This is a genomic window from Pseudoalteromonas sp. P1-11 (assembly GCF_001399995.1).
GTDB classification, from domain to species: domain Bacteria; phylum Pseudomonadota; class Gammaproteobacteria; order Enterobacterales; family Alteromonadaceae; genus Pseudoalteromonas; species Pseudoalteromonas atlantica.
Genome location: NZ_LJSP01000007.1, coordinates 1 through 25,444, shown reverse-complemented (window position 1 = coordinate 25,444; position 25,444 = coordinate 1). Strand labels below are relative to the sequence as shown.

Annotated in this window: 21 protein-coding genes and 3 tRNA genes; 13 read left to right on the top strand and 11 right to left on the bottom strand. The window is 41.0% G+C overall.

Annotation, left to right across the window (positions count from 1 at the left end; genetic code table 11):
* Nucleotides 1-328: 328 nt before the first annotated feature.
* A complete protein-coding gene (locus AN390_RS13235; protein WP_004588141.1) occupies nucleotides 329-1,216 on the top strand; it encodes a LysR substrate-binding domain-containing protein in 888 nt (295 codons plus the stop codon).
* A 51-nt stretch (nucleotides 1,217-1,267) separates the two neighbouring features.
* Nucleotides 1,268-2,032, top strand: coding sequence for a YdcF family protein (locus AN390_RS13230; protein WP_236695100.1), 765 nt, complete (start codon nucleotides 1,268-1,270; stop codon nucleotides 2,030-2,032).
* Between the two features lie 11 nt (nucleotides 2,033-2,043).
* Here the strand turns inward: AN390_RS13230 and AN390_RS13225 are convergent, their stop codons facing one another.
* Nucleotides 2,044-2,796: a Nif3-like dinuclear metal center hexameric protein gene (locus AN390_RS13225; protein WP_055254995.1), complete on the bottom strand. Its 753-nt coding sequence runs from the start codon at nucleotides 2,794-2,796 to the stop codon at nucleotides 2,044-2,046.
* 150 nt (nucleotides 2,797-2,946) lie between these two features.
* Here AN390_RS13225 and AN390_RS13220 point away from each other — a divergent pair, with 150 nt between their 5' ends.
* A complete protein-coding gene (locus tag AN390_RS13220; protein WP_004588144.1) occupies nucleotides 2,947-3,315 on the top strand; it encodes a hypothetical protein in 369 nt (122 codons plus the stop codon).
* A gap of 140 nt (nucleotides 3,316-3,455) precedes the next feature.
* On the opposite strand, the gene AN390_RS13215 is transcribed toward AN390_RS13220, so the two are convergent.
* From AN390_RS13215 to AN390_RS13190, 6 genes are all read right to left on the bottom strand, one after another.
* Nucleotides 3,456-6,632 (bottom strand): amidohydrolase family protein, encoded by a 3,177-nt coding sequence (locus tag AN390_RS13215; RefSeq protein WP_055254993.1) that lies wholly within the window; start codon nucleotides 6,630-6,632, stop codon nucleotides 3,456-3,458.
* 97 nt (nucleotides 6,633-6,729) lie between these two features.
* Complete coding sequence (locus tag AN390_RS13210; RefSeq protein ID WP_055254990.1) at nucleotides 6,730-7,554, bottom strand: M90 family metallopeptidase; 825 nt, start codon at nucleotides 7,552-7,554, stop codon at nucleotides 6,730-6,732.
* A gap of 58 nt (nucleotides 7,555-7,612) precedes the next feature.
* Nucleotides 7,613-10,501, bottom strand: coding sequence for a ligand-binding sensor domain-containing diguanylate cyclase (locus AN390_RS13205; protein WP_330218732.1), 2,889 nt, complete (start codon nucleotides 10,499-10,501; stop codon nucleotides 7,613-7,615).
* A 355-nt stretch (nucleotides 10,502-10,856) separates the two neighbouring features.
* Nucleotides 10,857-11,495 carry a chloramphenicol acetyltransferase gene (locus tag AN390_RS13200; protein WP_095206778.1) on the bottom strand — a complete coding sequence of 213 codons (639 nt, stop codon included), beginning with the start codon at nucleotides 11,493-11,495 and terminating at the stop codon, nucleotides 10,857-10,859.
* Nucleotides 11,496-11,649: 154 nt separating this feature from the next.
* The gene (locus tag AN390_RS13195; RefSeq protein WP_024033350.1) at nucleotides 11,650-12,690 is read right to left on the bottom strand and encodes a Glu/Leu/Phe/Val dehydrogenase; all 1,041 of its coding nucleotides are present in this window, start codon (nucleotides 12,688-12,690) and stop codon (nucleotides 11,650-11,652) included.
* A gap of 451 nt (nucleotides 12,691-13,141) precedes the next feature.
* A complete protein-coding gene (locus AN390_RS13190) occupies nucleotides 13,142-14,668 on the bottom strand; it encodes a fumarate hydratase (protein WP_004589406.1) in 1,527 nt (508 codons plus the stop codon).
* Between the two features lie 169 nt (nucleotides 14,669-14,837).
* Between AN390_RS13190 and pabB the strand changes: the two genes are divergently transcribed.
* The 3 genes from pabB (at nucleotide 14,838) to AN390_RS13175 (ending at nucleotide 18,245) form a co-directional block, all read left to right on the top strand.
* Complete coding sequence (gene pabB, locus AN390_RS13185; RefSeq protein ID WP_055254986.1) at nucleotides 14,838-16,184, top strand: aminodeoxychorismate synthase component I; 1,347 nt, start codon at nucleotides 14,838-14,840, stop codon at nucleotides 16,182-16,184.
* Between the two features lie 6 nt (nucleotides 16,185-16,190).
* Complete coding sequence (locus tag AN390_RS13180) at nucleotides 16,191-16,766, top strand: CoA pyrophosphatase (protein ID WP_055254984.1); 576 nt, start codon at nucleotides 16,191-16,193, stop codon at nucleotides 16,764-16,766.
* Between the two features lie 102 nt (nucleotides 16,767-16,868).
* Nucleotides 16,869-18,245 carry an L-serine ammonia-lyase gene (locus AN390_RS13175; protein ID WP_004589403.1) on the top strand — a complete coding sequence of 459 codons (1,377 nt, stop codon included), beginning with the start codon at nucleotides 16,869-16,871 and terminating at the stop codon, nucleotides 18,243-18,245.
* 71 nt (nucleotides 18,246-18,316) lie between these two features.
* On the opposite strand, the gene cysB is transcribed toward AN390_RS13175, so the two are convergent.
* Entirely contained in the window at nucleotides 18,317-19,294 is a 978-nt protein-coding gene (cysB, locus tag AN390_RS13170) for an HTH-type transcriptional regulator CysB (RefSeq protein WP_004589402.1), read from the bottom strand.
* A gap of 293 nt (nucleotides 19,295-19,587) precedes the next feature.
* Between cysB and AN390_RS13165 the strand changes: the two genes are divergently transcribed.
* On the top strand, nucleotides 19,588-20,346 hold the full coding sequence (locus AN390_RS13165; RefSeq protein ID WP_024032356.1) for a hypothetical protein: 759 nt from the start codon (nucleotides 19,588-19,590) through the stop codon (nucleotides 20,344-20,346).
* 253 nt (nucleotides 20,347-20,599) lie between these two features.
* Here the strand turns inward: AN390_RS13165 and AN390_RS13160 are convergent, their stop codons facing one another.
* Nucleotides 20,600-21,892, bottom strand: coding sequence for an NCS2 family permease (locus tag AN390_RS13160; protein WP_004589400.1), 1,293 nt, complete (start codon nucleotides 21,890-21,892; stop codon nucleotides 20,600-20,602).
* Between the two features lie 117 nt (nucleotides 21,893-22,009).
* On the opposite strand from AN390_RS13160, the gene AN390_RS13155 reads away from it, so the two are divergent.
* From AN390_RS13155 to AN390_RS13145, 3 genes are all read left to right on the top strand, one after another.
* Nucleotides 22,010-22,465, top strand: coding sequence for a tetratricopeptide repeat protein (locus tag AN390_RS13155; protein WP_055254982.1), 456 nt, complete (start codon nucleotides 22,010-22,012; stop codon nucleotides 22,463-22,465).
* 283 nt (nucleotides 22,466-22,748) lie between these two features.
* Nucleotides 22,749-23,183 carry a SulA-like leucine-rich domain-containing protein gene (locus AN390_RS13150; protein ID WP_024032354.1) on the top strand — a complete coding sequence of 145 codons (435 nt, stop codon included), beginning with the start codon at nucleotides 22,749-22,751 and terminating at the stop codon, nucleotides 23,181-23,183.
* 42 nt (nucleotides 23,184-23,225) lie between these two features.
* Nucleotides 23,226-23,705 (top strand): YchJ family protein, encoded by a 480-nt coding sequence (locus tag AN390_RS13145; RefSeq protein WP_055254980.1) that lies wholly within the window; start codon nucleotides 23,226-23,228, stop codon nucleotides 23,703-23,705.
* 130 nt (nucleotides 23,706-23,835) lie between these two features.
* Here the strand turns inward: AN390_RS13145 and AN390_RS13140 are convergent, their stop codons facing one another.
* Nucleotides 23,836-24,138 carry a DUF6172 family protein gene (locus AN390_RS13140; protein WP_004589192.1) on the bottom strand — a complete coding sequence of 101 codons (303 nt, stop codon included), beginning with the start codon at nucleotides 24,136-24,138 and terminating at the stop codon, nucleotides 23,836-23,838.
* Nucleotides 24,139-24,328: 190 nt separating this feature from the next.
* A complete protein-coding gene (locus AN390_RS13135; protein WP_055254978.1) occupies nucleotides 24,329-24,856 on the bottom strand; it encodes a VC2046/SO_2500 family protein in 528 nt (175 codons plus the stop codon).
* A gap of 112 nt (nucleotides 24,857-24,968) precedes the next feature.
* Between AN390_RS13135 and AN390_RS13130 the strand changes: the two genes are divergently transcribed.
* From AN390_RS13130 to AN390_RS13120, 3 genes are all read left to right on the top strand, one after another.
* Nucleotides 24,969-25,053: transfer RNA gene (locus AN390_RS13130), tRNA-Tyr, on the top strand.
* 45 nt (nucleotides 25,054-25,098) lie between these two features.
* Nucleotides 25,099-25,173 (top strand) — tRNA-Gly (locus AN390_RS13125).
* A gap of 11 nt (nucleotides 25,174-25,184) precedes the next feature.
* A tRNA-Thr gene (locus AN390_RS13120) sits at nucleotides 25,185-25,260 on the top strand.
* The last annotated feature ends 184 nt before the right edge of the window (nucleotides 25,261-25,444 follow it).

Here is a 25,444-nt window from a genome sequence, read left to right as displayed (position 1 = left end):
TTAGCCCATTAAAAACAGACCTGTTATTACGCGTTGTGATAATTCCTTATCCCTCTTAAAAACCAGTGCCTTTTATTAAGCTGCCCTGCCCATAACGCTGCTTTAAACAGCCGCTGTATAACCCAACAAAACAACTTGAGCTAAACTCATGCCAAACTCATCAAACCAGTAGTAACTAAAGCACCCACATTAGTTAATTTAACTTTAAGGGATTATTTTAGTAATTAATAGATTTTTTTAGCCATCTAGACGTTGAAACGTTTTTTGTAAAGGCGTAGTATGTAGTCAATCTGAGCCAAACTCACTTTTCCCTTGAGAATTATTAAAGATGATTGATATAAAACACCTTAAAACTATTGCGACATTAAAAGACACCGGATCGTTAGTTAATACAGCCCGCGAATTATTTTTAACGCAATCAGCTTTATCTCATCAAATTAAAGACTTAGAAAACAAATTAGATTGCCAATTATTTGAAAGAAAAACGCAGCCTGTGCGCTTTACGCCACAAGGAATGCTATTACTCGAACTTGCCAACGAAGTTTTACCTAAAGTAGAAGCCACTAAGTGCCGTTTAAAAGAAAGCCTTAATCAACCTATTTCCCAACTGCGCTTAAGTGTTGAATGCCATGCGTGTTTTCATTGGCTGCTTCCTACTATTAAAGAATTTAATAATTTTTGGCCAGACATTAAAATTGACTACGAACGCGGCTTTAGCTACGACGCTATACCAGATTTACTCAATGATGAGCTCGACTTAGTATTGACCTCAGATATACGCGATCCTGATAAACTTGAATACGCTCACTTATTTGATTTTAAATTAAAGCTTATCGTCGCCCCTGATCACGACCTAGCTAAAAAAGCATATGTAACGGCGCTTGATTTAAAAAACGAAACCATTATTTCGTATCCTATTCCGCGCGAGCGACAAGATATATTTAAACACTTTATTCAAAATGCCCGCTTTGACGGCACCTTAAAAAATGTAGATCAAGGCTTATTAATTTTTCAGCTAGTGAGTGCAGGAATGGGTGTAGCAGCGCTGCCTGATTGGTTGGTAACACCTTACGAAAGCCAAGGTTTAATTAAATCTATCCCGCTTGGTGCACTAGGGCTAACCCGCCCTATGTACCTAGCAATGAAAAAAGACATGAAAGACAACCCCGTTTATCGCCATTTTTTAAATACCTGTAAGCAAAATAACGGTCGATAAATCACAAACGAATAAGTAACATAAGGCCTATTGTGTTTTATGTTGCTTGTTATGTTTGAATTAAAAAAATTATTAGGTGGCTTAATTATGCCGCTACCACTATTTGGTTTACTTGCGTTTGTAATGCTAGTTTTGGCGTTTCGTGCACGTAAGTCTGCTTTAGTAATCGCAAGCTTAAGTCTATTGGCGCTTTTAGTATTAAGTACGCCGTTTGCTGCGCATCAACTGATTAAAAACAATGAGCCCGCGTCATTGGCTTTTAATGCACTAAAACACCCAACCCTTGATAAAATTGTTGTACTGGGTTGCGACATAAACCCTAACCCCGCTTTAAGCGCTAATAATCAGCTAGGAAATTGTGCGCTTACTCGCTTGGTAGAAGGGGTTAAGCTTGCAAAAAAATACCCTAATGCAACGCTTATCGTATCTGGCGGTGGCTATGGCAAAGTAACCAATAGCGCGTTAATGAGCCAAACAGCAATAAATTTAGGGGTGAATAACAACCGTATAAAACAAAACCCACAGGCAATGGATACAGCCGCAGAAGCCAAACTACTCGCGCCTAAGCTCGTTGATTTTAAGGTTGCACTGGTTACGTCTGTGCTACATATGCCGCGCTCAATAAACCTGTTTAATGCCCAAGGCATTGAGGTAATTCCTGCCGCTACGGATTATCACAATTTTGCGGCTTTACCTTTGTATAAACAATTTATACCAAATGCTGAGGCATTACGTGTAGTAACGCAATATGCCCATGAAGTGATTGGGAATGCGTGGATAAGTATGCGCCGCTGGATAAACCCAGAGGCGCTGTAGAGTATATAAATTTATACTGGGTTATCTATATCTATAAAGCTCACATCAAAACCATGTTCTTTGGCAAGTAGCTCACCAAGGGCTTTAATTCCGTAACGCTCGGTTGCATGATGCCCTGCTGCAAAAAAGTCTATATTTTGCTCTCGCGAGCTGTGAATAGTTTGCTCTGAGGCTTCACCCGTTAGGTATGCATCAATCCCCTGCTCTGCTGCTAAATCGATATAACCTTGCCCGCCTCCTGTACACAAGGCAATGGTGTTAATTTTTTCATCGCGTACAACACTACTTAAAGGTTCGCGGTTTAAAACTTTGGCTATTTTATTTGCAAACTCGCTACCTGTAAGCGGAGTTTTTAACCGTCCTTTCATAGCAACGCTATTAGTAACGGGTTCAAGCCCTGTCTCTATTTCAATATCGAGCAAATTAGCAAGCTGGGCGTTGTTACCTATAACAGGGTGAATATCAAGCGGTAAATGATAGGCAAATAAATTAATATCGTGCGCTAACAAAGCCCCTATACGGCGTTTTTTCATGCCCGTAATAGGTTGCGATTCACCTTTCCAAAAATAACCATGGTGAACCAAAACAGCATCAGCTTTTTTTTCTATCGCTGCATCAATGAGTGCTTGGCTTGCAGTCACCCCCGTAACAATCGTTCTGATTTCATTTTTACCTTCGACTTGCAGCCCGTTAGGACAAAAATCTTTAATTGTGTGAGGCTTTAAAATGTCGTTTAACAGTTGGTTAAATTCTCTACGTTGCATACTTATTACCTTACTCAGCACTGAATTTTGTGCAAATTTTGGCGTTTATGGGGCTAAAATGGAAGGAAAATCGCAAAAAATTGAAAAACAGTTGGAAAATAGGTATAAATACGGCTTCTTTATCTGTGTTCACAACGTATAGGGTCTCTGATGAGCAAACTAGACAAAACAGAAGTTTTATCTGCCTTTGAAGCTGCATATGAAGCTGCCAATGGTAAAAAACCTGAAATTACTACAAAACCTGGCTGGTACAGCATCGATGGTGGCAAAAACTTACGCCTAGCTGATGTAGCAGAGCTAACGAAAGAATTAAGCTCTGGCAAATCGCCTGCACAAGCTGAGCAAAAAGCGCCTGCGAAAAAAACTAAAACTAAAGCTGCTGCGCCTGTTAAAGCACAAAAAACAGCGCCGTTTACTGTTGTAACACAAAGCGAAGACGGCTACACAGCTGAAGAGCTTTGGATTGTTGAGCTTGCAAGTAAAGATCACGACTGTCGCTTACCGCGCGGAGTTGTTTAAACAACATGTGATTAATAAAAAAGCCGCGTTAAGCGGTTTTTTTATGCCTGTTTATCACCTTCTATCAATTCGCTTTATTAAATAGTTTATTTTGAGCTAAAAAAAGCGGCTAATAGCCGCTTTTTAAACGTGTATTACAATTATAGCTTTTCAAAATAAAGTGGTTTTCGCTGCTTTTTACCTACTTCGTTCATTGTGCTTGCATCAAATAAGCGCCCATTGATCATGGTGTAATCGACCTTATCTGAATCGCGAATATTTTTTAGCGGATCGCCATCAATAACAATTAAATCGGCAAGCTTACCTACTTCTAGCGAGCCTATATTTTTATCAAGCCCCAAGTATTTAGCAGGGTCAAGCGTAGAGGCTCTAATTGCTTCAAGTGAACTCATACCGCCTTGAGCAAACATCCACATTTCCCAATGTGCACCTAAGCCCTCGCGTTGTCCGTGAGCACCTAAATTTACCAGTACACCTAAATCTTGCAGCTCTTTAGCAACGCGGGCGTTATTAAAGTGGTTATAGTGATGATCGGGCGCTTTTACTCGGCGCATAGCACGTGGCAACAGCTGATTTTTAGGCACAAACTTACTTAAACGCGGGTGATTCCACACGTCCGTTTTATCGTACCAGTAATTTTCTCCCCAAATTCCGCCATAGGCGACAACAAGCGTTGGGGTATAACCAACATCACTTTGCGACCATAATTGTTTTATATCATCGTAAATATGCTCAACCGGAATTGAGTGTTCAATTCCCGTATGCCCATCAACAACCATACTTAAGTTATGTTGTAGCAGTGAGCCGCCCTCTGGCACAACCATCATCTCAAGCTCACGCCCTGCTTCAATAACTTGTTGGCGCTGCTCACGGCGTGGCTGGTTGTACGATTTAACACTAAACGCGCCAACCTTTTTAAGACGCTCTAAATGAAATTTAGCATCATCTAGCGAATCAATATGCGAGGTGTAACCAGGCATATTTGCTCCATATAAAATGGTGCCGGTAGAAAAAATACGTGGCCCGACAATCATGCCGGCTTTTTGCATTTCACTGGCGGTAAATATTTCAGAGGTATCGTTTGATGGATCATGAATTGTTGTGACACCTAACGCTAAACCGGCATAGTTTTTCCAGTTTTGCTGAGGAATAATTTCATCGCTGGCTTGTGAGCCATGGGCATGCGCATCAACAATCCCAGGCATAATTGTTTTACCTGCTACATCGATAATTTCAGCCCCTTTGGGGATCGTTACCTCATCAGCAGTACCTATTGCTTTTATGCGTTTACCGTCTGTGATGATGACACCATTTTCAATGACTTGCTCACCCTTCATGGTAATAATGTTGGCCCCCTTTAGCGCAATCATGCCCTTTGGTGCAGCCATTTTTTTACTAAAGCTAATATTCTCACCGCTTTTTACTTTAAAGTCGGCATCATCGGCTTTATCAATAGCAAACATACCATCAAGGCTTGCATGGTATAGCTCGGGCCCTAAGCTCCAGTAGAGAGTGTTACTTTGAGCACTCCAACTTATATTTTCACCCGCACGCACAGATAACTGCTCAATAGGAAACTGGTTATCTTTAGGGCTTATTGTGATAGGTGAGCCGCTTTCTACCAGCGGGGTAACAAATACTTTAAAGCGCTCAGCAAACGCTAAGTATTTACCATCTGGTGAGACTCGAAATTCAGTCGCATGCTCTGATTCGTAAAGTTTACGAACGTTTTTAGTTTCAAGCTCCACAACACTTAAGGTAGGCTTAGGCCAAGGGCTCATGATAAATACACGGTCATTGGCGCTACCAAACTGAGGTTGATAACCACTTTTAGAAATAAGCTCGCTCTCTCCCCCTTTTGCGCTTACTTTATAAATACCTGGGTTAAGTGACCACTTAGGATTTAAAATACTTCCGCCGGTGGCTTTACGATAAACGATTGTTTTGCCGTCAGGACTAAAAGTAGGCTCAACGTATTTACCCGGCTCACGGGTTATCGCCTCGCCGCGCCCGCTACGAGCAGAGACAACGCGAACAGTACCTTGCTTAGTATCACTCCAGGTGGTGTAAACAATCTTTTTCCCATCGCGGGAGTACTGCGGGAACAACTCATAATGATCAGTTTGTTTGGTTAAGCGCTTAATTTTACCAGAGTCTAAATCGCGTTTATAAATATAACCTAATGCTTCAAAAATCGCAGTTTCACCATCGGGGCTAACCTGCACGTTGCGCAACATTTTTACATCAAACTCATCGGTATCTAAATTTTGAGTAAAGCGTACCGCGGTTTGTATTTTTTTACTGGTGTTTACTTTAAAGGGAACACGCGCAACAGCTTTATCATCAACAGCAATTTTATGTATCGAACCGGAAGCCCAAAACACCAGCTCTTCGTTATCTGGGGTCCACGCAATGGTCGGATACACACCATGAATAGCCCAAGTTTCTTGCATATCGCGTTCAAGCTTGTCATAAAGCTTGGTGTGCTCACCACTGGTTAGGTCGTATAAGTACAAGCTTGTTTGAAAGTCATCACGTCTTATATAGGCAAGCTTTTTACCATCAGGTGAAGGTGTGGGTCTTATTGCACCGCCCATGCCTTGTATTATGGTTTCTATTTCGCCTGTTTCTCTATCGTAGCGCTTAATTTTATAAATACCCGCAACAGAATCTTTAGAGTAGTGAAAGGTTTTACCTGGCGTCGCGTCATGAGAAAAATAAACATAGCGCCCATCTGGTGAGAACATTGGCTCACCTAAGTCTTTTTGGTCGTTCTCACGTTTAGTAAGCTGAACACCTTTACCACCCGCTTTGTGATAAAGCCACACTTCTCCAGCCCCTAGTGAGCGACTAGCGGTAAAGTGTTTGCGTGCGACAAGGTAATCGCCATCAGGGCTCCATGCGGGGCTGTTTAAAAGTCTAAAGGTTTCGTCAGTCACAGCGTGTTGATTGCTACCATCAACGTCCATAACCCAAATATTATCACCACCGCCTTGATCTGAGGTAAACGCAATGTGTTTACCATCAGGGCTAAAGCGAGGCTGCATTTGCCAAGCAATATCTGAGGTGAGTTTAGTTGCTTCACCTCCGCTTATAGGCATAGTGTAAATGTCGCCAAGTAAGTCAAACACTAGCGTGTTGCCATCAGGACTAACATCAATGTTCATCCATGTGCCTTGCTCTGTGCTAATGGTGGCATCTACAAACTCGCCTTTTGGTGAGTCTACCTGCCACTTTTCTTGCTCTTCGTTTGCGTGCGGCTGACCTATTGCAAGGGCGACTGATAAAGCCAGTGCAGTGTGAAGCATTTTTTTCATGCATTTCTCGCTTGTTATTATTGCAGTTAAACTCTCTAACACGATTGCAACAAAAACAGCGCTAACTTGCCAGCGTTATCAGACCAAGTACCAAAAATTAATGCCAAACTATGGGGTCAAATTGGTAGTAATCCACCAGCATTCTATAAATTTCAGGGTCGTGTTGCCTAAGCTGCGCCGGCTTTTCTAAAAAGGTCTCTGTGAGTACTGCAAAAAACTCAGCCTCGTTGGTGGCCCCATAACTATGAATAACGTGAGGCATGTTATAAGCAACATGACTTTTTAACTGCACAAAGGCACGGCTAAACACTCGGGCCCACTCTTTATAAGCATTGGGGGTTTTTAATAATGGAGTGCCAGTGGTTTTTCCGGTTTCTTGGTCTAACTGGTGGGCAAATTCATGAAACACTAAATTATGGCCATCGCTTGGTAAACGGTTGCCTTCAAGTACATCATGCCAACTTAGAACTAACGTGCCACCAGGCCACGACTCACCTAAGCGTACCGCGTTGTGGTAACTAACCAGCCCAGCACTATCTCGTGTAGATTGCGGCGCATAATACGCACTGGGGTAGAGTAAAATTTCTTTCACGTTTTTATAAAGTGGCCAAGGTTTATTAAGCACTAACACACAGGCATCGGCAGCAACTATCAGCTTCATGGCGGGGGTTAGCTTTAGTCCGTCTCGGCCTAAAAAGCGCTTTTCATTTAAAAACCATATTATGTGGCGCTCAAGCTTGGCTCTGTCGTTATCCGTCATCTTTTTATAGATAGGCATGCAACGAAGGAGTATTTCTTTTTGTTGAGAGTTTAAAACCGCGTTTTTATATTTTTTATTCCAAAGCCAGTTTTGTAGTGCCTGCCAGCGCCAATAAATTACAACAAAAATAGCCAAAGCAAAAATGAGTAGCCAGTTTATCATGGGGACATCCAAAATAAGTTAGTCTCTTATTAATATGTGCGCATGCACTCATTTTCAATCAGATAATTTCTGTGCAATTTCGTCCGCTATTTTTAGCTTTGTATAATGCTTGATCTGCCCGCGATAAAAGGCGGTCGTAATCACCGACGTTGGTTGAGTCAGACAAGCCAAAACTGGCTGTTACACTTAACCCCTCACCCATGGCCGAAAAGTCATGCTGTGCAATGCTCTCACGCAGTGCTTCGCATATGATTTTTGCTTCGCCGGCGGTTTTATCTGCAAAAACAATTGTAAACTCTTCACCGCCCCAACGTGCTATATGCTGGTTTTCTTGGCAGCCATTTTTAAGCAGCTCTGCAATAGTACAAATCACTTTGTCGCCAATAATATGCGACCAGTTATCGTTAATCCGCTTAAAGTGATCAATATCCAGTATAGCTATGGCTAACGGCCGGTTTTGCTGTTTGTAAGTGGCAAAGTTATGGGCAAGCCAGCTATCAAAAGCACGCCTGTTAGGCATGTCGGTAAGTTGGTCGTGCGTTGCTTGGTATGCAAACGCATTGGCTTGCGTTTGTAGGTCTTGGGTTTGTTTTTCTACGCGATTAGTCAGCTCTATTTCTATTTTTTTGTAGTGGTATAAACGGTATTTGTATATAGAAAAAATAACCATTAAAAATAATACAAATACTGCAAACTTAAATTGCGGTTTTTGCCAAAAAAATGACTGAATTACAATATTTACAGCTTGCTGATTATCTTGCCACTGTGCGTTAGGGTAACTTGCTCGTACAATAAAGGTATATTCCCCAGGCGGTAAGTTAGTGTACTCAGCACCGGTCATATGTTGGCGATTAACCCATTTATCGTTAAAGCCCTTTAATTGGGTTTGAAAATTTAATCGCTGCGGCATAATAAAGCTCAGCCCTGCATAATGAAACGATAAACGAGAAACCCCCGGAGGCAAAAATACCGACTCCCCTTCAAGCGGAAGCGCAATAGGCTTACCATCTACAAAAATATTTTCAATAATGGTCGGCAGCGCAATTTGCGTTGATGCTTGTAAGCGCGCTGGTTTTACGGTACTCACCCCCTTTGCGGTTGCAAACCAAATACTCCCATCGTTATGCGTTACAGCCGAAGGGGTTGAACCTCCGTTGGCCTGCGCACTTAACATCCCATCGCCTTCATCATACAGTTGATAGTTGAGCACGGGTGCTTTAGCGCTCGCGGGAGCGTCGAGGATTTGTTGTATATGATTTTTATCGATTTGAATAATCCCGCGGTTGCTCGAGAGCCAAAATGAGCCATTGTGCGGCACCACTTGAAATAGTTTATCGATAGGTAAACCTTGCTCTAAGCCAAGCATGGCCATTTTTCCGCTTGTTAGCTCATAGCGCACTAAGCCTCTATCTGTGGCCATCCAGGTATAGGTATCATCAATATAAAACCCAAACGCATATTGAGCAGAAAACTCACGAGGGAATTCAACCGTTGTAAATTGCTCACTAACAATATCAAATACCACCACCCCATTGCCGGTACCTACCCAAATATTGCCCGCGTTATCTTCACTAAGTGCAAGTACAAACCCACTTGGTAAGTCTTTTTTATTTGTAAATTGATTTAAGCTGCCATCTTCATTAATGCGCGTAAGCCCCATAGCAGAGCCTATCCACAAACGGTTTTTAGAATCAAATAATAAAGCCCTTACTTCGTTACTCCCAAGGCCAGTGCTACGATTAATAAACGGCGTAAAGGTATTATTAACTATTTTTAAAACACCTGAGGTATACGTACCTGCCCACACGCTACCGTCGGGTGCTTCGTGTAAACTGAGTACAGAATAAGGACTGCTTTGTTTAGAGCCTGAAACCAAGGTAGCGCGGTTGTTTTTTATTATATTTAAGCCAGAGCTTCCCCCCACCCATAAACTGCCATCGGAGTGAGAAAGCACTGTGCGGGTATAATCCCCCGCTAAACCTCTTTTTTGGGTCCACGATGAAAACGGCGACTCACGCAGGCGAAACAATCCGGCGTTTGTGCCAATCCAAATACTGTTTTCTCTATCTTGTAACAAAGATAAAATACGGTTGGCGGGTAATCCGTTATTGGCATCTAACTGCTCCACGCCATCGGGCGATAACCTAAATACCCCTTTATTAATTGTGCCAAACCATAAGTCTCCATGGTTATCCTCTAATAAGCTGGAAATAGATTCATTGCTAAGCTTTTCATGTATTGGCTGAAACTGCGCCTTGGTTTTGATCCACGCGCCTTTTTCGCTTCCCACAATAAGCGAGCCACCACGGGTAATTAATAAGTTATAGACAGGTGCATTTGGTAAACCAAAGTGTGGTGTCATTAAGGTCGGTATTTTGTTGTGTATTTTATAAAGGCCTGCACTGGTTGCTGCCCAAATAACCCCATCGTGATCTTCTATAACGCGATAAGCACTTACATTTTTAATAATTGCAAGGTCGGTATCGCTGTTATGTTCACGATAAAACACGCCGTCGTTTTCAAGGGCTAACCATAGGCTTTGATCAGCACTTTCAATTAAATGATTAACCATGGTTGATGCTGATCGCTTGGTATCCCACTGCCTATGTTGATATAAGCTAACTCCTCCGCGCGACCCCGCTATGTATAACCCACCACTATTTGTGGGAGTGAGTGCTCTTAAACCCGAGTCGGGTAAGTTATTAATATGAGCACGGGTTAATATTGTAAACTCTTGGCCATTAAAACGTGCCAAACCTTCCCATGTAGCAACCCATAAGTAGCCATCTTGGGTTTGCGTAACGCTATTAATACTGTTGTGGGGCAATCCAGAGCGGGTATTCCATGTTTCAGAAAAATAATCACTTAACGGTAAACGGGTTTGCTCTTGGGCTTCACATAAAAACATGACGAAAAAAGAACATATAATGCTTAATTGTCTCATCATCAACTGCCTTAGTTATTCTTTTACTTGTGTGTAAGCGTTTTATCGTTATTTAAAAGGAGTAGGAAAGAATTTACTTGGCACTGAGCACACTAAAATCGTGCGCTCCAACAAAGCGTTAAAATCCCTATACGCATTGGGTGAATACACTAGGGTTTGTTTAAGCGCTAAAAGCGCATTAGTTAAAACTAAACAATAGCGTAAACAACTAATAATACGTGCTAAAAAGCACCTTAAATAAGTCGCTAAAACTTAATGTCGTAAACGTATCAGCTAATCGTTACAAATTAACTTATATCGCCTATCTAACTAAAAATACTACCATAGCAAATAAATACATTGCATTAACTAAATTCAATTAATCTTTACAAAAGTCGTCAATATTGTTTTGTAATACGTTTATAAACGCTGCGACGTGTAAACCGTCCATTAGCGAATGATGCACATCAATCGAAAACGGCATTAGGCCCGTGGTTTTATCGTATTGACCAAACACAAATTTAGGAATACCTAAGCTTTTCCCTTCACTAAAGGCATGCGAAAAACTACTAAAGTTCAGCCAAGGTAAAACCGATATATGTATCAAATCGGCCTGCCCTTCGGTTTGATTAAACGCCTGAGAAAATAACGGTTGAGATTTAGCATTGGCGCTTATAGCTGTGGCGTGCTGAGCAAATTCTTCAAGGCAAGGCGAATAATTAAAGTAACTAAATATAAACGAATCATCACTAGCAAGCTCTACCACACTGGCTCTTACTTGCTTTAATCGCCATGGACGGTCATTAATAATTCTTAGCATAATCGGGTTATAAGCGTGGCAAGCTTTTAATGTGGCATGCACATATGCTTGAAAAAAAGACAGTTTATTATGTTTACAATATTCAAATAAAGGCTTGGCGTTAAGTGTTACGCACACATTAAAATATGGCTGGGTAAAGTTTTTAAATAATTCGAAGTGTTGTTGGCGAGGCCATGTATCAAGGTCGATGGGCTCCATTAAGGCATTTGTATCCGTCATAATATCCATAAGCTTGTCGTTAACGATTAGGCCGCATTGCCTTGAGGGTCTTGGCCACAAAAATTACCACGCCATAGAGTATAAACAAAAAAGGCGTACCACTGTACGCCTTAGTTTAAATAAACGGGTAAATTTACAGGCCGTTTTGAATTATCTCTTGCGCTAACTCATCGGCAATCAAATGCGTTGATTTTTGCTCTTTTTCACTACGGGTGAATATTTCGGTTAAGGTATCAAAAATACCTTCGACATGTTTATTAGACGCCGCCTCACTGTAGCCTTGTGGTGCAGTTTCGTAATACACATTAATAATGCCACCAGCGTTAATAACGTAATCGGGTGCATACAAAATACCTTTTTCACGAAGTACTTCACCGTGACGAGACTGCGCTAGCTGATTATTAGCACACCCAGCAATAATGGTTGCCTTAATACGTGCAATGGTTTCATCATTAATGGTGGCACCTAATGCACAAGGTGCGTATACATCAACATCAAGGTCGTAAATTTCATCAATACCCACCGCCGTAGCACCAAAGTCATTTACTACGCGCTCTACAGCATCTTGATTGATATCTGTTACAAATAACTTTGCACCAGCTTGGGCTAAATGCTTACATAAACCATAGGCGACTGCACCTAAACCTTGTACAGCCACTTTAATGCCCGCAAAATCTTGATGTCCGCGTTGGTGCTGTAATGCCGCTTTAATTCCTAAAAACGTACCGTAAGCTGTAAAAGGTGACGGGTTACCGCTTTTCCCTTCCAAGCCCAATACATAATTCGTTTCTTTATTCATTAATGCAACGTCATCACATGTAATGTTTACATCTTCGGCAGAATAGTAACGGCCATTTAATCGCTCTAATTGACGACCAAAAGCTCGAAATAACTGCTCTGATTTAATCTCTTTTGCATTGCCAATAATAACCGATTTACCACCACCAAACGGTAGGCGAGCAACCGCATTTTTATAGGTCATCCCTTTTGAGAGACGTAAAACATCGTAAACGGCATCTTCATCGTTGGCATAGTCCCACATTCTACAACCACCAACAGCAGGGCCAAGGTTAGTATTATGTACGGCAATAATTGCTTTTAAACCTGACGCTTCGTCAGAACAAAAAACCACTTGTTCGTGGTTATCAAATTCAGCTTGATTAAACACAGCCACTGTAATTACTCCAAAATAGTTTACCCGTGAGAGGGATGAGCGCTGGAAATTGACGAAACTTTACCACTTCATTTTTAAGGGTGCCACATAATGAGAAGTTAAACCCGTAAAAAGCGAGCCTTGTGAATTAATAAATCTAAATAGCAACAAAATATGGATATAAAATTCAACAAAAAGCATATAAAATTAAATTTAAAGCTAACAACACCGTTAAAAAGCGCCCCCACACTTACGTGAACGTAAAGGTAATGCTAAGTGTAAACCTTGTATTACACAGCTCTCCTCCCAGCAAAGGCGCACAGTGTATAGGTTTATGAAGAAAAAAGCAGATTTACTACAACTGGTCTGAGGTGTTTATTTGAAGGGGCAATTTGCGCTTTTTTAATATTTCATAAAACAAATACAAAAAAAGCGAGCCTAAGCTCGCTTTGTTATTAGATTACGTAAACCTTTATTTAAGCTTGCCGTCTAGCTCTTCAATTTTAGCTTTCCAAATTGCAGGGCCTTGCGTATGTGCGTTAGCACCTTCGCTGTCTACGGCAACCGTAACTGGCATATCTTCTACTTCAAATTCGTAGATTGCTTCCATACCTAAATCTTCAAAGGCAACCACGCGTGCTTTTTTAATTGCTTTAGATACTAAGTATGCCGCACCACCTACAGCCATTAAATAAACCGATTTATGCTCTTTAATCGACTCAACTGTAGCAGGACCACGCTCAGCTTTACCTATCATGCCTACAATGCCGGTTTTTTCTAGCATCATATCGGTAAATTTATCCATACGTGTTGCAGTTGTAGGGCCTGCAGGGCCTACAGCTTCATCACCCACAGCATCAACTGGGCCAACGTAATAAATAAACTTATTATCGAAATCAACGCCCTCAGGTAAACCTTCACCTGAATTGATCATATCTTGTAAGCGTTTATGGGCAGCGTCACGGCCTGTTAAAATAGTGCCTGAGAGTAAAACAGTTTCTCCCATTTTCCACTCGCGGGTGTCTTCTTTAGTTAACGTATCTAAATTAACACGGCGAGTTCCTTCACCTACTTCAAACGTCACTTCTGGCCAGTCTTCTAGCTTAGGTGCTTTTAAATCTGCAGGGCCTGAGCCGTCTAGTGTAAAGTGTACGTGGCGCGTAGCTGCACAGTTAGGGATCATCACAACAGGTTTTGATGCCGCATGCGTAGGCGCTGTTTTTACTTTAATATCAACAACCGTGGTTAAACCACCTAAACCTTGCGCGCCAATACCTAGCTTGTTAGCACGTTCAAAAATTTCTAAACGCAGTTTTTCTTCAGTTGTTTCTGCACCGCGCTCCATAAGCTCATGAATATCAACCGGGTCCATTAACGACTCTTTTGCCATTACCGCTGCTTTTTCGGCGGTTCCGCCAATACCTATACCTAGCATGCCTGGCGGGCACCAACCAGCGCCCATTGTCGGTAGCGTTTTTTCTACCCATGCAGCTACATCGTCAGATGGGTTTAGCATAACCATTTTACTTTTGTTCTCTGAGCCGCCGCCTTTCGCTGCAACCATTACTTCTACTTCGCCACCCGCCACTAAATCAATGTGTACAACTGAAGGGGTATTATCTTTAGTGTTTTTACGTGTGCCAGCAGGGTCAGCTACAATAGACGCTCGTAGTGGGTTATCTGGATTTAAATATGCGCGACGTGTGCCTTCATCAACCATTTGTTGTACGGTTAAATCTGTTTTATCCCACTTAACATCCATCCCTACTTTTACAAAACAGGTAATAATACCCGTGTCTTGACACAATGGACGCTTGCCTTCAGCCGACATACGCGAGTTAATTAAAATTTGCGCGATTGCATCTTTTGCAGCCTTGCTTTGTTCTTTGTTGTAGGCTTTTTCTAGCGCTTGAACAAAATCAAGGGGGTGATAAAAAGAGATATATTGCAACGCATCTTCAATGCTATCAATAAAGTCTTGCTGACGGATTGTACTCATAGTGGTTCCTTAAGTTAGCGTTACGCTTAAGCGTAATCTATACCAAACCGGTGACGGTGGTTTGCACTGTTTTAATTACAACGTAGATTTGATACTAAACGCTGCCAAAAAAATTTGACTTATGATACCCTCCCAGCCCGTTTCGAGCCAGTTCTTAAAGGGGCAGTAAATGCTAAACAATGAAAAAAATTGTGTAAAATTAGCCATAACACAAAACTGCATTGATGTTTTCGCGCATTTTGCGCATTTACCCTATGCCGTATTACTAGACTCAGCCAATAGCGAGCACATAAATAGTCGCTTTGATATTATTGCGATAAAGCCTCACGCTATTTTAGAAGTAAACAATAATCAAAGCGTATTTAATCAGCAGCTTGACTCGCGTAGCCCCTTTACAATAATGAACGAAGAACTAAGTAAACTTAGCGGGCAAAAAGCCGCTAATAACCTGCCTTTTAATGGCGGCTGGCTTGGTTATTTTGGTTACGATTTAGGGCGTATTATTGAGTACATGCCACGCACGGCAAAACACGATATAACGTTGCCACAAATGGCCATTGGCCTTTATTTAGATGCGCTGATATTTGATAAACACCAGCAAAGCTGGTTTTACGTTTCTCAACCTGAAGTGAATCGTTTAGCGCTTTACCAGCAATATTTAGCAAACGATATAGTACCAGCACAGTTTTCGCTCACCAGCGATTGGCACTCAAATATGAGTGAGCATGAATACGCTGACAAATTTGCGCAAATACAAGATTATTTAAAAAGTGGTGATTGCTATCAAATCAACCTAGCACAGCGCTTTAGTGCCGGTTTTAAAGGCGACCCTTTCCAAGCCTACAAAGTATTACGTGAGGCTAATAAAGCGCCATTTTCTAGCTTTATTAACCACCCACGTGGCGCCATTTTATCAATATCGCCAGAGCGCTTTATTGCAGTTCACGACAATATAGTTGAAACAAAACCCATCAAAGGCACTTTGCCACGCATGGCAGATGCAATCGCCGACCAACAGCAAGCCAGAGCCCTTGAAAACTCAACCAAAGACCGCGCAGAAAATGTAATGATTGTTGATTTACTGCGTAACGATTTAGGTAAGGTTGCAAAACCTGGCTCTGTAAAGGTGCCCTCACTTTTTGCTATTGAGAGCTTTCCGGCAGTGCATCACTTAGTGAGTACCGTAACGGCAGAACTGGATGAGAGCAAAACGTGTGTTGATCAACTTGAAGCAGCATTTCCCGGAGGGTCAATCACCGGCGCGCCTAAAATTAGAGCTATGGAGATAATTGAAGAGCTAGAGCCTCATAGGCGTAGTATTTACTGTGGCTCTATAGGGTATTTAAGCGCCTGCGGTAATATGGACACCAGTATTACAATCCGCACATTGGTTTGTCATAACGAACACATTTATTGCTGGGCCGGTGGTGGTATTGTCGCTGATTCTAAAGTCGAATTGGAATACCAAGAAACATACGATAAAGTGAATAAAATACTTCCTTTATTAAAACAGTAGAACGCTTTGAATAGTGAACATATTATGGCGCGGTTTCAGCTAAGCCCTACTGCCGCGCCAAATCAAATAAAAGATACCCGTAAAAAGCGTGCCAGTGCGGTTATGCTGCCTATTATTGATGTTGATAACCACGCGCATATTTTATTGTGCAAACGCCCTACTTATTTACATCATCACCCTGGGGAAATTTGTTTACCCGGCGGTAAATTTGAGCAAAGCGATAAACACCTGCGCACCACAGCGCTTCGAGAACTACACGAAGAGCTTAATATAGCGCCAAGTAATGTTAAAGTGCTCGGGCAGCTGCCACAATACTCGACCCTAACAGGCTTTAGCATTAGCCCATTTGTGGGTTTACTTGATGAACACACAGTATGGGAGAACGATTTTAATGAAGTGCAAGCTAGCTTTTTACTGTCGCTTACCCAGCTTTCAAACGAGGCCAATTGGCAGCCTATTCCTTTTCAACGTTTTGGCAAAACCATCACCTTGCAAGGGTTTAGTACACCGCACGGATTATTGTGGGGAGCAACGGCTAGCATTATAAAAAACTTTACAAAACAGCTTGCCCTACCAGTGTAAAACTTACGGCCAAATAGTTACATAATATAGAATTAACGTTATGATACTCGACCGTTCAAAGAACAGCTTTCGGGCTGAGTAAATAAAGTAGAGACCCATAGTATGATCAGTGCATTTGATATGTTTAGCATTGGTATTGGCCCATCGTCGTCACATACCGTTGGCCCAATGCGTGCCTCGCGCTTATTTGTTAATGACCTACAAGAGCAACAACTTTTAACCTCTGTTACCGATATAAAGGTAGAGCTTTATGGCTCACTGGGTCAAACCGGCGTAGGCCATGGCTCTGGTAAAGCCGTTATATTAGGGCTTGCCGGCTACGACCCAGAAACAATAGATGCCGATTTAGTTGACGATATCCTTGCCACCATTGAAAAAGAACAAGTGATATACCTCAACCAAACCCATAAAGCGAATTTTCCTAAGCAAGGGGCTATTGTTTTTCATCGCCGTAAAACCTTACCTAAGCACTCTAATGCCATGGAAATTATTGCCTCAAATAATGGCGAAAAAGTATATAGCAAAGTGTACTACTCTATTGGCGGCGGCTTTATTGTTACCGATGAAGAATTTGAAAACGAAAAACAAGCAGCCCTTGATATACGCGAACAAAACCCGGCTCCTTACCCGTTCGAAAGTGCAAAAGATTTACTAGAGCTGTGTAAAGAATCAGGCTTTAGTGTATCTACTTTAATGATGCATAACGAAAAAACGCTGCGCAAAGAAGACGATATTAAAGACGAGTTGTTTAATATTTGGCAAGTAATGAAAGCCTGTATTGAACGTGGCATGCGCACCGAGGGAATTTTACCAGGTGGTTTAAAAGTTAAACGCCGTGCACCTAGTTTGTATTTAAAGCTAAATGTAGAAGTGAGTAATGACCCACTCAGAGCAATGGATTGGGTGGATTTATTTGCCTTAGCTGTAAATGAAGAAAATGCCGCGGGTGGGCGCGTAGTCACGGCGCCAACAAATGGTGCTGCGGGTATATTGCCGGCCGTTTTAATGTACTACCACACATTTATTAAAGAAGTGGACCGCGACATAGCCACACGCTATTTATTAACCGCAGCGGCTATTGGTATTTTATACAAAAAAAATGCCTCTATTTCGGGCGCAGAAGTAGGCTGCCAAGGTGAAGTAGGTGTTGCCTGTTCAATGGCTGCCGGCGCACTCACCGAAATTGTTGGTGGTAATGTAGTACATGTTGAAAACGCCGCCGAAATAGGCATGGAACATAATTTAGGCCTAACCTGCGACCCTGTAGGCGGATTGGTACAAGTACCGTGTATTGAGCGCAATGCCATGGGCGCCATTAAAGCAATTAATGCCTCTCGCCTAGCAATACGTGGCAGTGGCGAGCAAAAGGTGTCGCTTGATAAAGTGATTAAAACCATGCTCGATACCGGTAACGACATGAAAACCAAATATAAAGAAACCGCTCGCGGTGGATTAGCGGTAAACATTATTGAATGTTAAGCGTATAAAAACAAAAAACCGCGTATTTTAGCAATACGCGGTTTTTTAGTATTTATACTTAAAAAGTCTTACTATTTTACCGGCAGTTCTATGTCGGCAAATAACGCATCAACATCATCTTGATTACGTAATAAGCTGGCTCGCTCTACTCGCTCTTTAGTTAAATGCGGGGCAAAACGCTCAATAAAGTCATACATATAAGTACGTAAAAAACTGCCCTTTCTAAAGCCAATTTTAGTTGTGCTAGCTTCAAATAAATGGCTGGCATCAATACACACTAAATCTGTGTCACTTAATTGATCAACAGCCATTGAGGCAACTACACCCACACCTAGCCCTAACCTTACATAAGTTTTAATTACATCGGCATCGGTTGCAGTAAACACAATGTGCGGCTCAAGGCCGTGCGCGTTAAATGCTTTATCAAGCTCAGAGCGCCCAGTAAACCCAAATACATACGTAATAAGCGGATACTGCGCTATATCGGCAACGGTTAAATTGTCGGCCTTTTGTGCTAGAGGATGATCTTTTGCCACCACAATGCTGCGGTTCCAATGATAGCAAGGCAGCATAACTAAATCTGAGTATAAATGAAGTGCTTCAGTTGCAATGGCAAAGTCTGCGTCACCGCGCGCTGCCGCATCAGAAATCTGTTGTGGTGTACCTTGATGCATATGCAGCGAAACAGCTGGGTATTTTTTCATAAAGCCCTGAATAACACTAGGCAAAGCATAACGTGCTTGCGTGTGTGTAGTGGCTATATTTAGTTTACCCTGATCAGGCAGCGTGTGCTCATTAGCAACCGCTTTTATACCTTCGACTTTAGATAAAATTTCGCGAGAAATGTTGATTATTTCTTCGCCGGCACCTGTAACATGCGTTAAATGCTTACCACTGCGGCCAAAAATTTGTACACCTAGCTCATCTTCAAGCATGCGCACTTGTTTAGATATACCAGGCTGTGAGGTAAATAAACTCTCAGCAGTTGCTGATACGTTTAGCTTATGGTTTTGAACTTCTACGATGTATCTAAGTTGTTGTAATTTCATGGTTGCAGTTTTTAACGTTATTATTAAGCTTATATGATGGTAATACTAAGCAAAACCAAGCTTAATTTAGTTAAAACTTGGCAAAGTAAGCACGTATATTTTCATTATTTAAGCATTAAGGCTAGCATAATAAACCCGCTGCAGATAGCGATGTTTATTCAGGTTCAACTTATAATACATTATTCTTATATCTAATTTTTAACATATTTTTAAGTTAATCAGCGCAAAGCTACCCTCAAAGCATATATTTGATGTAATATAAAAAAATAGATTATGAATCCGAGAATTAAGCCATGATCGTTTCGATTATAATTGTGCTTATAGTGGCACTGATAGTGATTGCACTGTGGGTAAGCGCTGTACAGCAGCACAAAGAAAAGCAAGAAATTGAACGTCGCAAAGAATTAACAAAACAAAAAGCGATAATTGAAGAAACCGAAGAAGCACTTATGAATAGCGCTAATATACCGCTTTCTGAAAACATTATACGCGTTTTACAACGTAGATGTTACGAAGCACTAAACGCTATGGTGAACCATTCACCTAATTCTAAAGCATTAAAAAGCAGAATGAACGAAGCTAAAGAAAAGCTAAGTGGTGCAGTACAAGGTAATAGCAGCGACAATTTATCGTTACCAAGTAACGATAAGCAGTTAGTCTCGTTAATTCAGGGTATAAAAAAGCTTAGAGTTATTATGCGCTCTGAGCACAGTAAAGGCCGTGTTGATAGCCAAGTATTTGCAGCAGAAGATAAACGCCTTGAAAAGTTACAACTTAGAATTAACATAGAAAGTCAAATTAAACGCGGTTTATCTGCTCGCTCAGCGAGCATGGTGGGCTCTGCTAGGCAATATTTTGAAAAAGCCTATGCCACACTTAGTGCCGTTACCTATTCTGATGAATACGTAAACGCAAAACGCCAAGAAGTTGAAGCCTATTTAGAAGAAATAAGCACCGAACTAAAAGCATCAAATGCCACTGCCTTAAAGAAAAAAGCAGAAGCAGAGCAAGATGACTTAGACGTATTATTTGCACCTAAAAAGAAATGGTAATTTTAAATACCCAAAAGAAAGCCCATACATAATGTATGGGCTTTTTTGTATCTGTTAAGCTGTTTTTACCAATGGGTAAATACTAACGTATTTTGAGGCACTACCTAGCGCTAACTACGTTATAAACGCTCATTTACCACAACATAGATACGCAAGGTATAACAATGCAGTGGCATAAGCGATAGCCACTAAATAATAAATGTTTACCCACCCTCAAACTAAGCCTCTTAGCTAAAAGAATGGGTATTAGCTATTACGATAAAAATGCAAACTTGATAATAAATAACGCTGTTAAAATCCACACGCTAATACTAACCTGATCGCGTTTACCACACAGTACTTTAACCGCAGTGTACGATATAAAACCAAGAGCAATACCGTGCGCAATAGAGAATGTAAGCGGCGTCATAAGTAGTACCACACTTACCGGAATTGCATCGCTCATGTCATCCCAGTTTACAAACTTAAGGTTTTGCAGCATTAATACCGCAACGTATAAAATAGCACCCGCTGTTGCATAAGCCGGCACCATTTGCGCAAGCGGCGCAAAAAACATCATTAGTAAAAAGCATATACCCACAACAACAGCTGTTAAGCCAGTACGCCCACCAACCGATACACCGGCCACAGACTCAATATAAGAAGTAGTGGTAGAAGTACCTAACATTGCACCCGCAATAGTAGCTGTACTATCGGCACTTAAAGCACGCCCTAAACGTGGCATATTGCCTTTTTCATCGGCTAAGCCTGCTTTTTGAGTTACAGCAACTAACGTGCCTGATGTATCAAATAAATCAACAAACAAAAACGCAAAGATTACACTCAGCATAGAAAGCTCAAAGGCTGCTGCAAAATCAAGTTGCATGAAGGTAGGTAAAATAGACGGTGGCATTGACATTACGCCGTGGTACTCAACTAAGTCGAGGCTTAACGCAATGCCCGTTACTAGCAAAATGCTAATAAGTACGCCGCTTTTTATATCACGATAAAGCAAAGCAGCAATGACAAAAAAGCTTAAAATAGCTAATAAAGGACCTGCCGAAGTAATATCGCCAAGCTGTACTAATGTAGCTGGGCTTGAAACAATAATGCCTGCATTTTTAAGCGCAATTAACGCTAAAAACGCACCAATACCAGTGGCAATAGCCTGCTTTAAAACCAGAGGGATAGCATTAATTATCCACTCTCTGACCTTAAACAAACTTAATATTAAAAATATACAACCAGACATAAATACCGCACCTAATGCAGCTTGCCAGCTATAACCCATGCCCAGTACAACACCGTAAGTAAAAAATGCGTTTAAACCCATGCCCGGCGCAAGTGCTAAAGGGTAATTAGCCCACAATCCCATAATAAAACAGCCAATAGCAGCCGCAATACAGGTAGCAACAAACGCAGCACCTTGATCCATGCCTGCTTCCGCAAGCATTGCAGGGTTTACAAATACAATGTAAACCATAGTAATGAAAGTAGTGATTCCAGCAATGCTTTCGCGTCGCACATTGGAGTTATTTTCGCGGAGTTTAAATAGAGCTTCGAGCATAATAGACTTGTGATAGTAAAAAGTGACGTGATTTTACCATAAAATTAAGTATAAACAGGACATTTTACCTTGCGATATACTAAACTGTTGACGTAGAAACTATAAAAAAGAAAATATATGAATAAGACTCAGCCTAGCGGACAAGACTTAGAGCAGCAATTAAACAATATTTTAGATTTTGTAACACAGCCTACAAACCACAGCGCTGAAAACAATAGTGATGTAAGTGAGCAAACAACACTTAACAAAGCACTGTATTATTTAAAGCATAACCAGGCACCGTTGGCAGCTAAGTGGATGCGCCTTGCCGCAATGGCCGGAAATCATCGCGCCCAGTTTTATTTAGGGTTATTTTTTGTCAAAGGCCAAGGCGTACCAAAAAGCGTATTTCACGCAGCAGCATGGCTGAGTTTAGCCAGCAGCCAAGGCTATGAACCGGCAACCGCTGCTTTAGATGATTTAAGAAAATATATCGACACCAAACGTCTTAAAGACGCTCAGTGCTATGCAGCCAGTTTGTATGAGCAAATCCACCAAATTCAGTTTGCCCACTTAATCCCAAAAAATGACTAACTACTGTATAGCTAACAGCTAAGCACTGTAAAACACACTAAAATAACTGTATAGCCATCCCTTAAGTACTGTATAACGCTGCTACACTTTATACAGTACTGCAAACACCCTCAGCTTTCACTTACACGGCTTAAATTATAACCCACTGTTTTTAAAGTGTTATTTTTATTCTTTATTTTTTAAAACCATTAACTGTATAAAAAATAACAAAAAACGCTTGCACACAACAACTGTATAAACTACTGTATACATGTACTGTATATAAACCCAGTGAGTGAGACCTATGCTACAGCCAATTACCGTAAGAACCGTTAAAAGCTACCAACAACATGATGAAAGTGAGTCGGTAAACTTAATAAAAGTAGAAGATGAAATTTCTGCTACGTTTGAGATGCTAAAAGTGTTGCACCAATACAATAGCTCTAACGCATGGACCTTACTGATTGCGCCCGACCATGTGCCTAGTAAAGCCTTGCTAGATAGCTGCTCTATAGATACCAGCAAACTGCTTGTAATAAGACAAAAGCATTTAGTAAATTTAGAGTATGTGCTTAATTCAGCACTTCATAATGGTAACTTTGCAGCCATTATTACGTGGACCGATATAGTAAGTGAGCAGCAGCTTGTTAATTTATCGCTTAATTTAAACAAAAGAAGCGCTAAGCTATTTTGCTTTACTAAAAAAACCAGCACTACAGCAATATCACTTACTCAATAAGCTTGGTAAAATACATTTTTAATTTATGTTAATTAGTATTTTATGAGTGTAACCAGTACTAGCGCTTGCTTATGCAACAGTCAGCTTAATTATGGTGACTGTTGCCAGCCTTATCATCTTGATATAAAAACCCCAGCAACACCTGAGCAACTAATGCGTTCGCGCTTTAGTGCTTATGCATTAAAAAATGCATCTTATGTATTTAAAACTTACGCCAAAGAAAAACAAACACAAAACCCAGTAAATGAAATTGCTGACTTTGCCAATAGCTGCCGCTTTGTAAAATTAGTTGTGCGCGATACGCAGCAAAGTGATGAGCGAGGTTATGTTGCCTTTAACGCGTATTATTTTTACCAAAACTTATATTGTGAGTTGGATGAGAAATCAGACTTTATAAAAGAGGACGGTGAATGGCGTTATTTAGAGGGTATTATTAATCCGGTCGCCGATATAAAAGTTGCCAGAAACGACCCCTGCCCATGTGCAAGCGGTAAAAAATATAAAAAGTGTCACAGTGTATAAAATAAGCTAAACACTTAGCATAAAAATAGCTTTTTATTTAAGCGCTACTCTATACCACTAAACATGTTAATAACTGCCATAAACAAAAAATGGACCATCTAGGTCCATTTTCTACAATATTGCTATTGGTTTATTCATCATCATCTAGATCGAACGATTCACGCTGCGCAGGTCTAGCTAAAATCTCAACATAGAACGAAGTAAGCGCCTGCTTTTCGATTTCGCTGATCTTGTTGTTAATTTCAGCTACGTGAACAACTTCGGCATCATCGGCACTTGTGCCAAACTTACAGTCAAACGCCCAGTAATCAGCTTCAACAGGTAGCGTTTTATTGCGCTCTCTTTTCAAATATTTTTTCACTTCATGCTTTGCAGCATCAACCATACGAGGGTATTTGATTTTCTCATGATTTAGCGTGAATGTTTTCTTCATTACGTTCCTAATTACCTTGATTTAATGATAATGGCACTCAAGTCATACCATTTGCAGCCATTATAGCAATTGCATTTAATTTGTGGATGCTTTTTTTAAACAAAAAAAGAATTGTTCTATTTTATTGCATAACCGGTTATTAAATATAAGGTGTTTTAGGCTTTTAAAACGCACAAGTGTTAAATTATTTTTATGCGTTAGCAACAAGCAATGGCTTATGTATAGCCTCATTAGTTAAATCGTCATAAAATGCTGCGGCGTCCATTTGTGGACTTGCAAGCGCGGTGTGCGTGTCATTTAAGCGCCTGCGTACTGATAGTTCACAATTATCGATTACTGTTAAAGGAATATGTAACTTGTCATCTCTAATCGCTAGTGGCTCAGGGTTTAAGCAGTGGCTTAATTTTATTGCTTTCATGCCCGCTTGCTCGCCTTGTTGAACAATCACCGACGCGTGCTCTTGCCCTATGGTCATATCAAATTTTTCGGGAGCTAATAATTGCTTTGGTCCAGCACCAAAGCGCTCCCTTAACTGTTCTTCGCCTACATAAGCACTATGCGTTTCACTTTTTGGCAAGTGAAATTGACTAAAATCCAGCGCATCGTGCGATAGCATCGCTAATAAAAGTGAAAATTCGCCTCTGCGATTTTCATGCACACTTTTATTTAGCCTAGTCTTTAGTTGACTCTCTGTGATTAACAAACCATCGATTTGCATAGTCTTTAGCCGATTATGATAACTGGTAGATATTTATCGGCTTTATTTCAAATTTCTTTAGCTTTTTTCTTTACTTAAATACGCAGTTTGCTATTATCAGCGCCGTTGCATTGGAGGGGTTCCCGAGCGGCCAAAGGGATCAGACTGTAAATCTGACGGCTCAGCCTTCGCTGGTTCGAATCCAGCTCCCTCCACCACTTTATTCTTGACGGTTAGAGGTAGTTTAAGAACAGGTTCCTAAAGCGGGCATCGTATAATGGCTATTACCTCAGCCTTCCAAGCTGATGATGCGGGTTCGATTCCCGCTGCCCGCTCCAATTATGGTGTTGCTGATATAGCTCAGTTGGTAGAGCGCACCCTTGGTAAGGGTGAGGTCGGCAGTTCAAATCTGCCTATCAGCACCAGTCATATGAATCTCCTTGAATACTTCCTTTATCTGTCAGAAAAAACTATTTGAAATTTGAAAAAATTAAATTAATCTACCTCTGGTGGATTATTTTCATATGTAATCTAGATACACAAAACTGATAGGTTCCGTCATGGCAAAAGAAAAGTTTGAACGCGTAAAACCGCACGTAAACGTTGGTA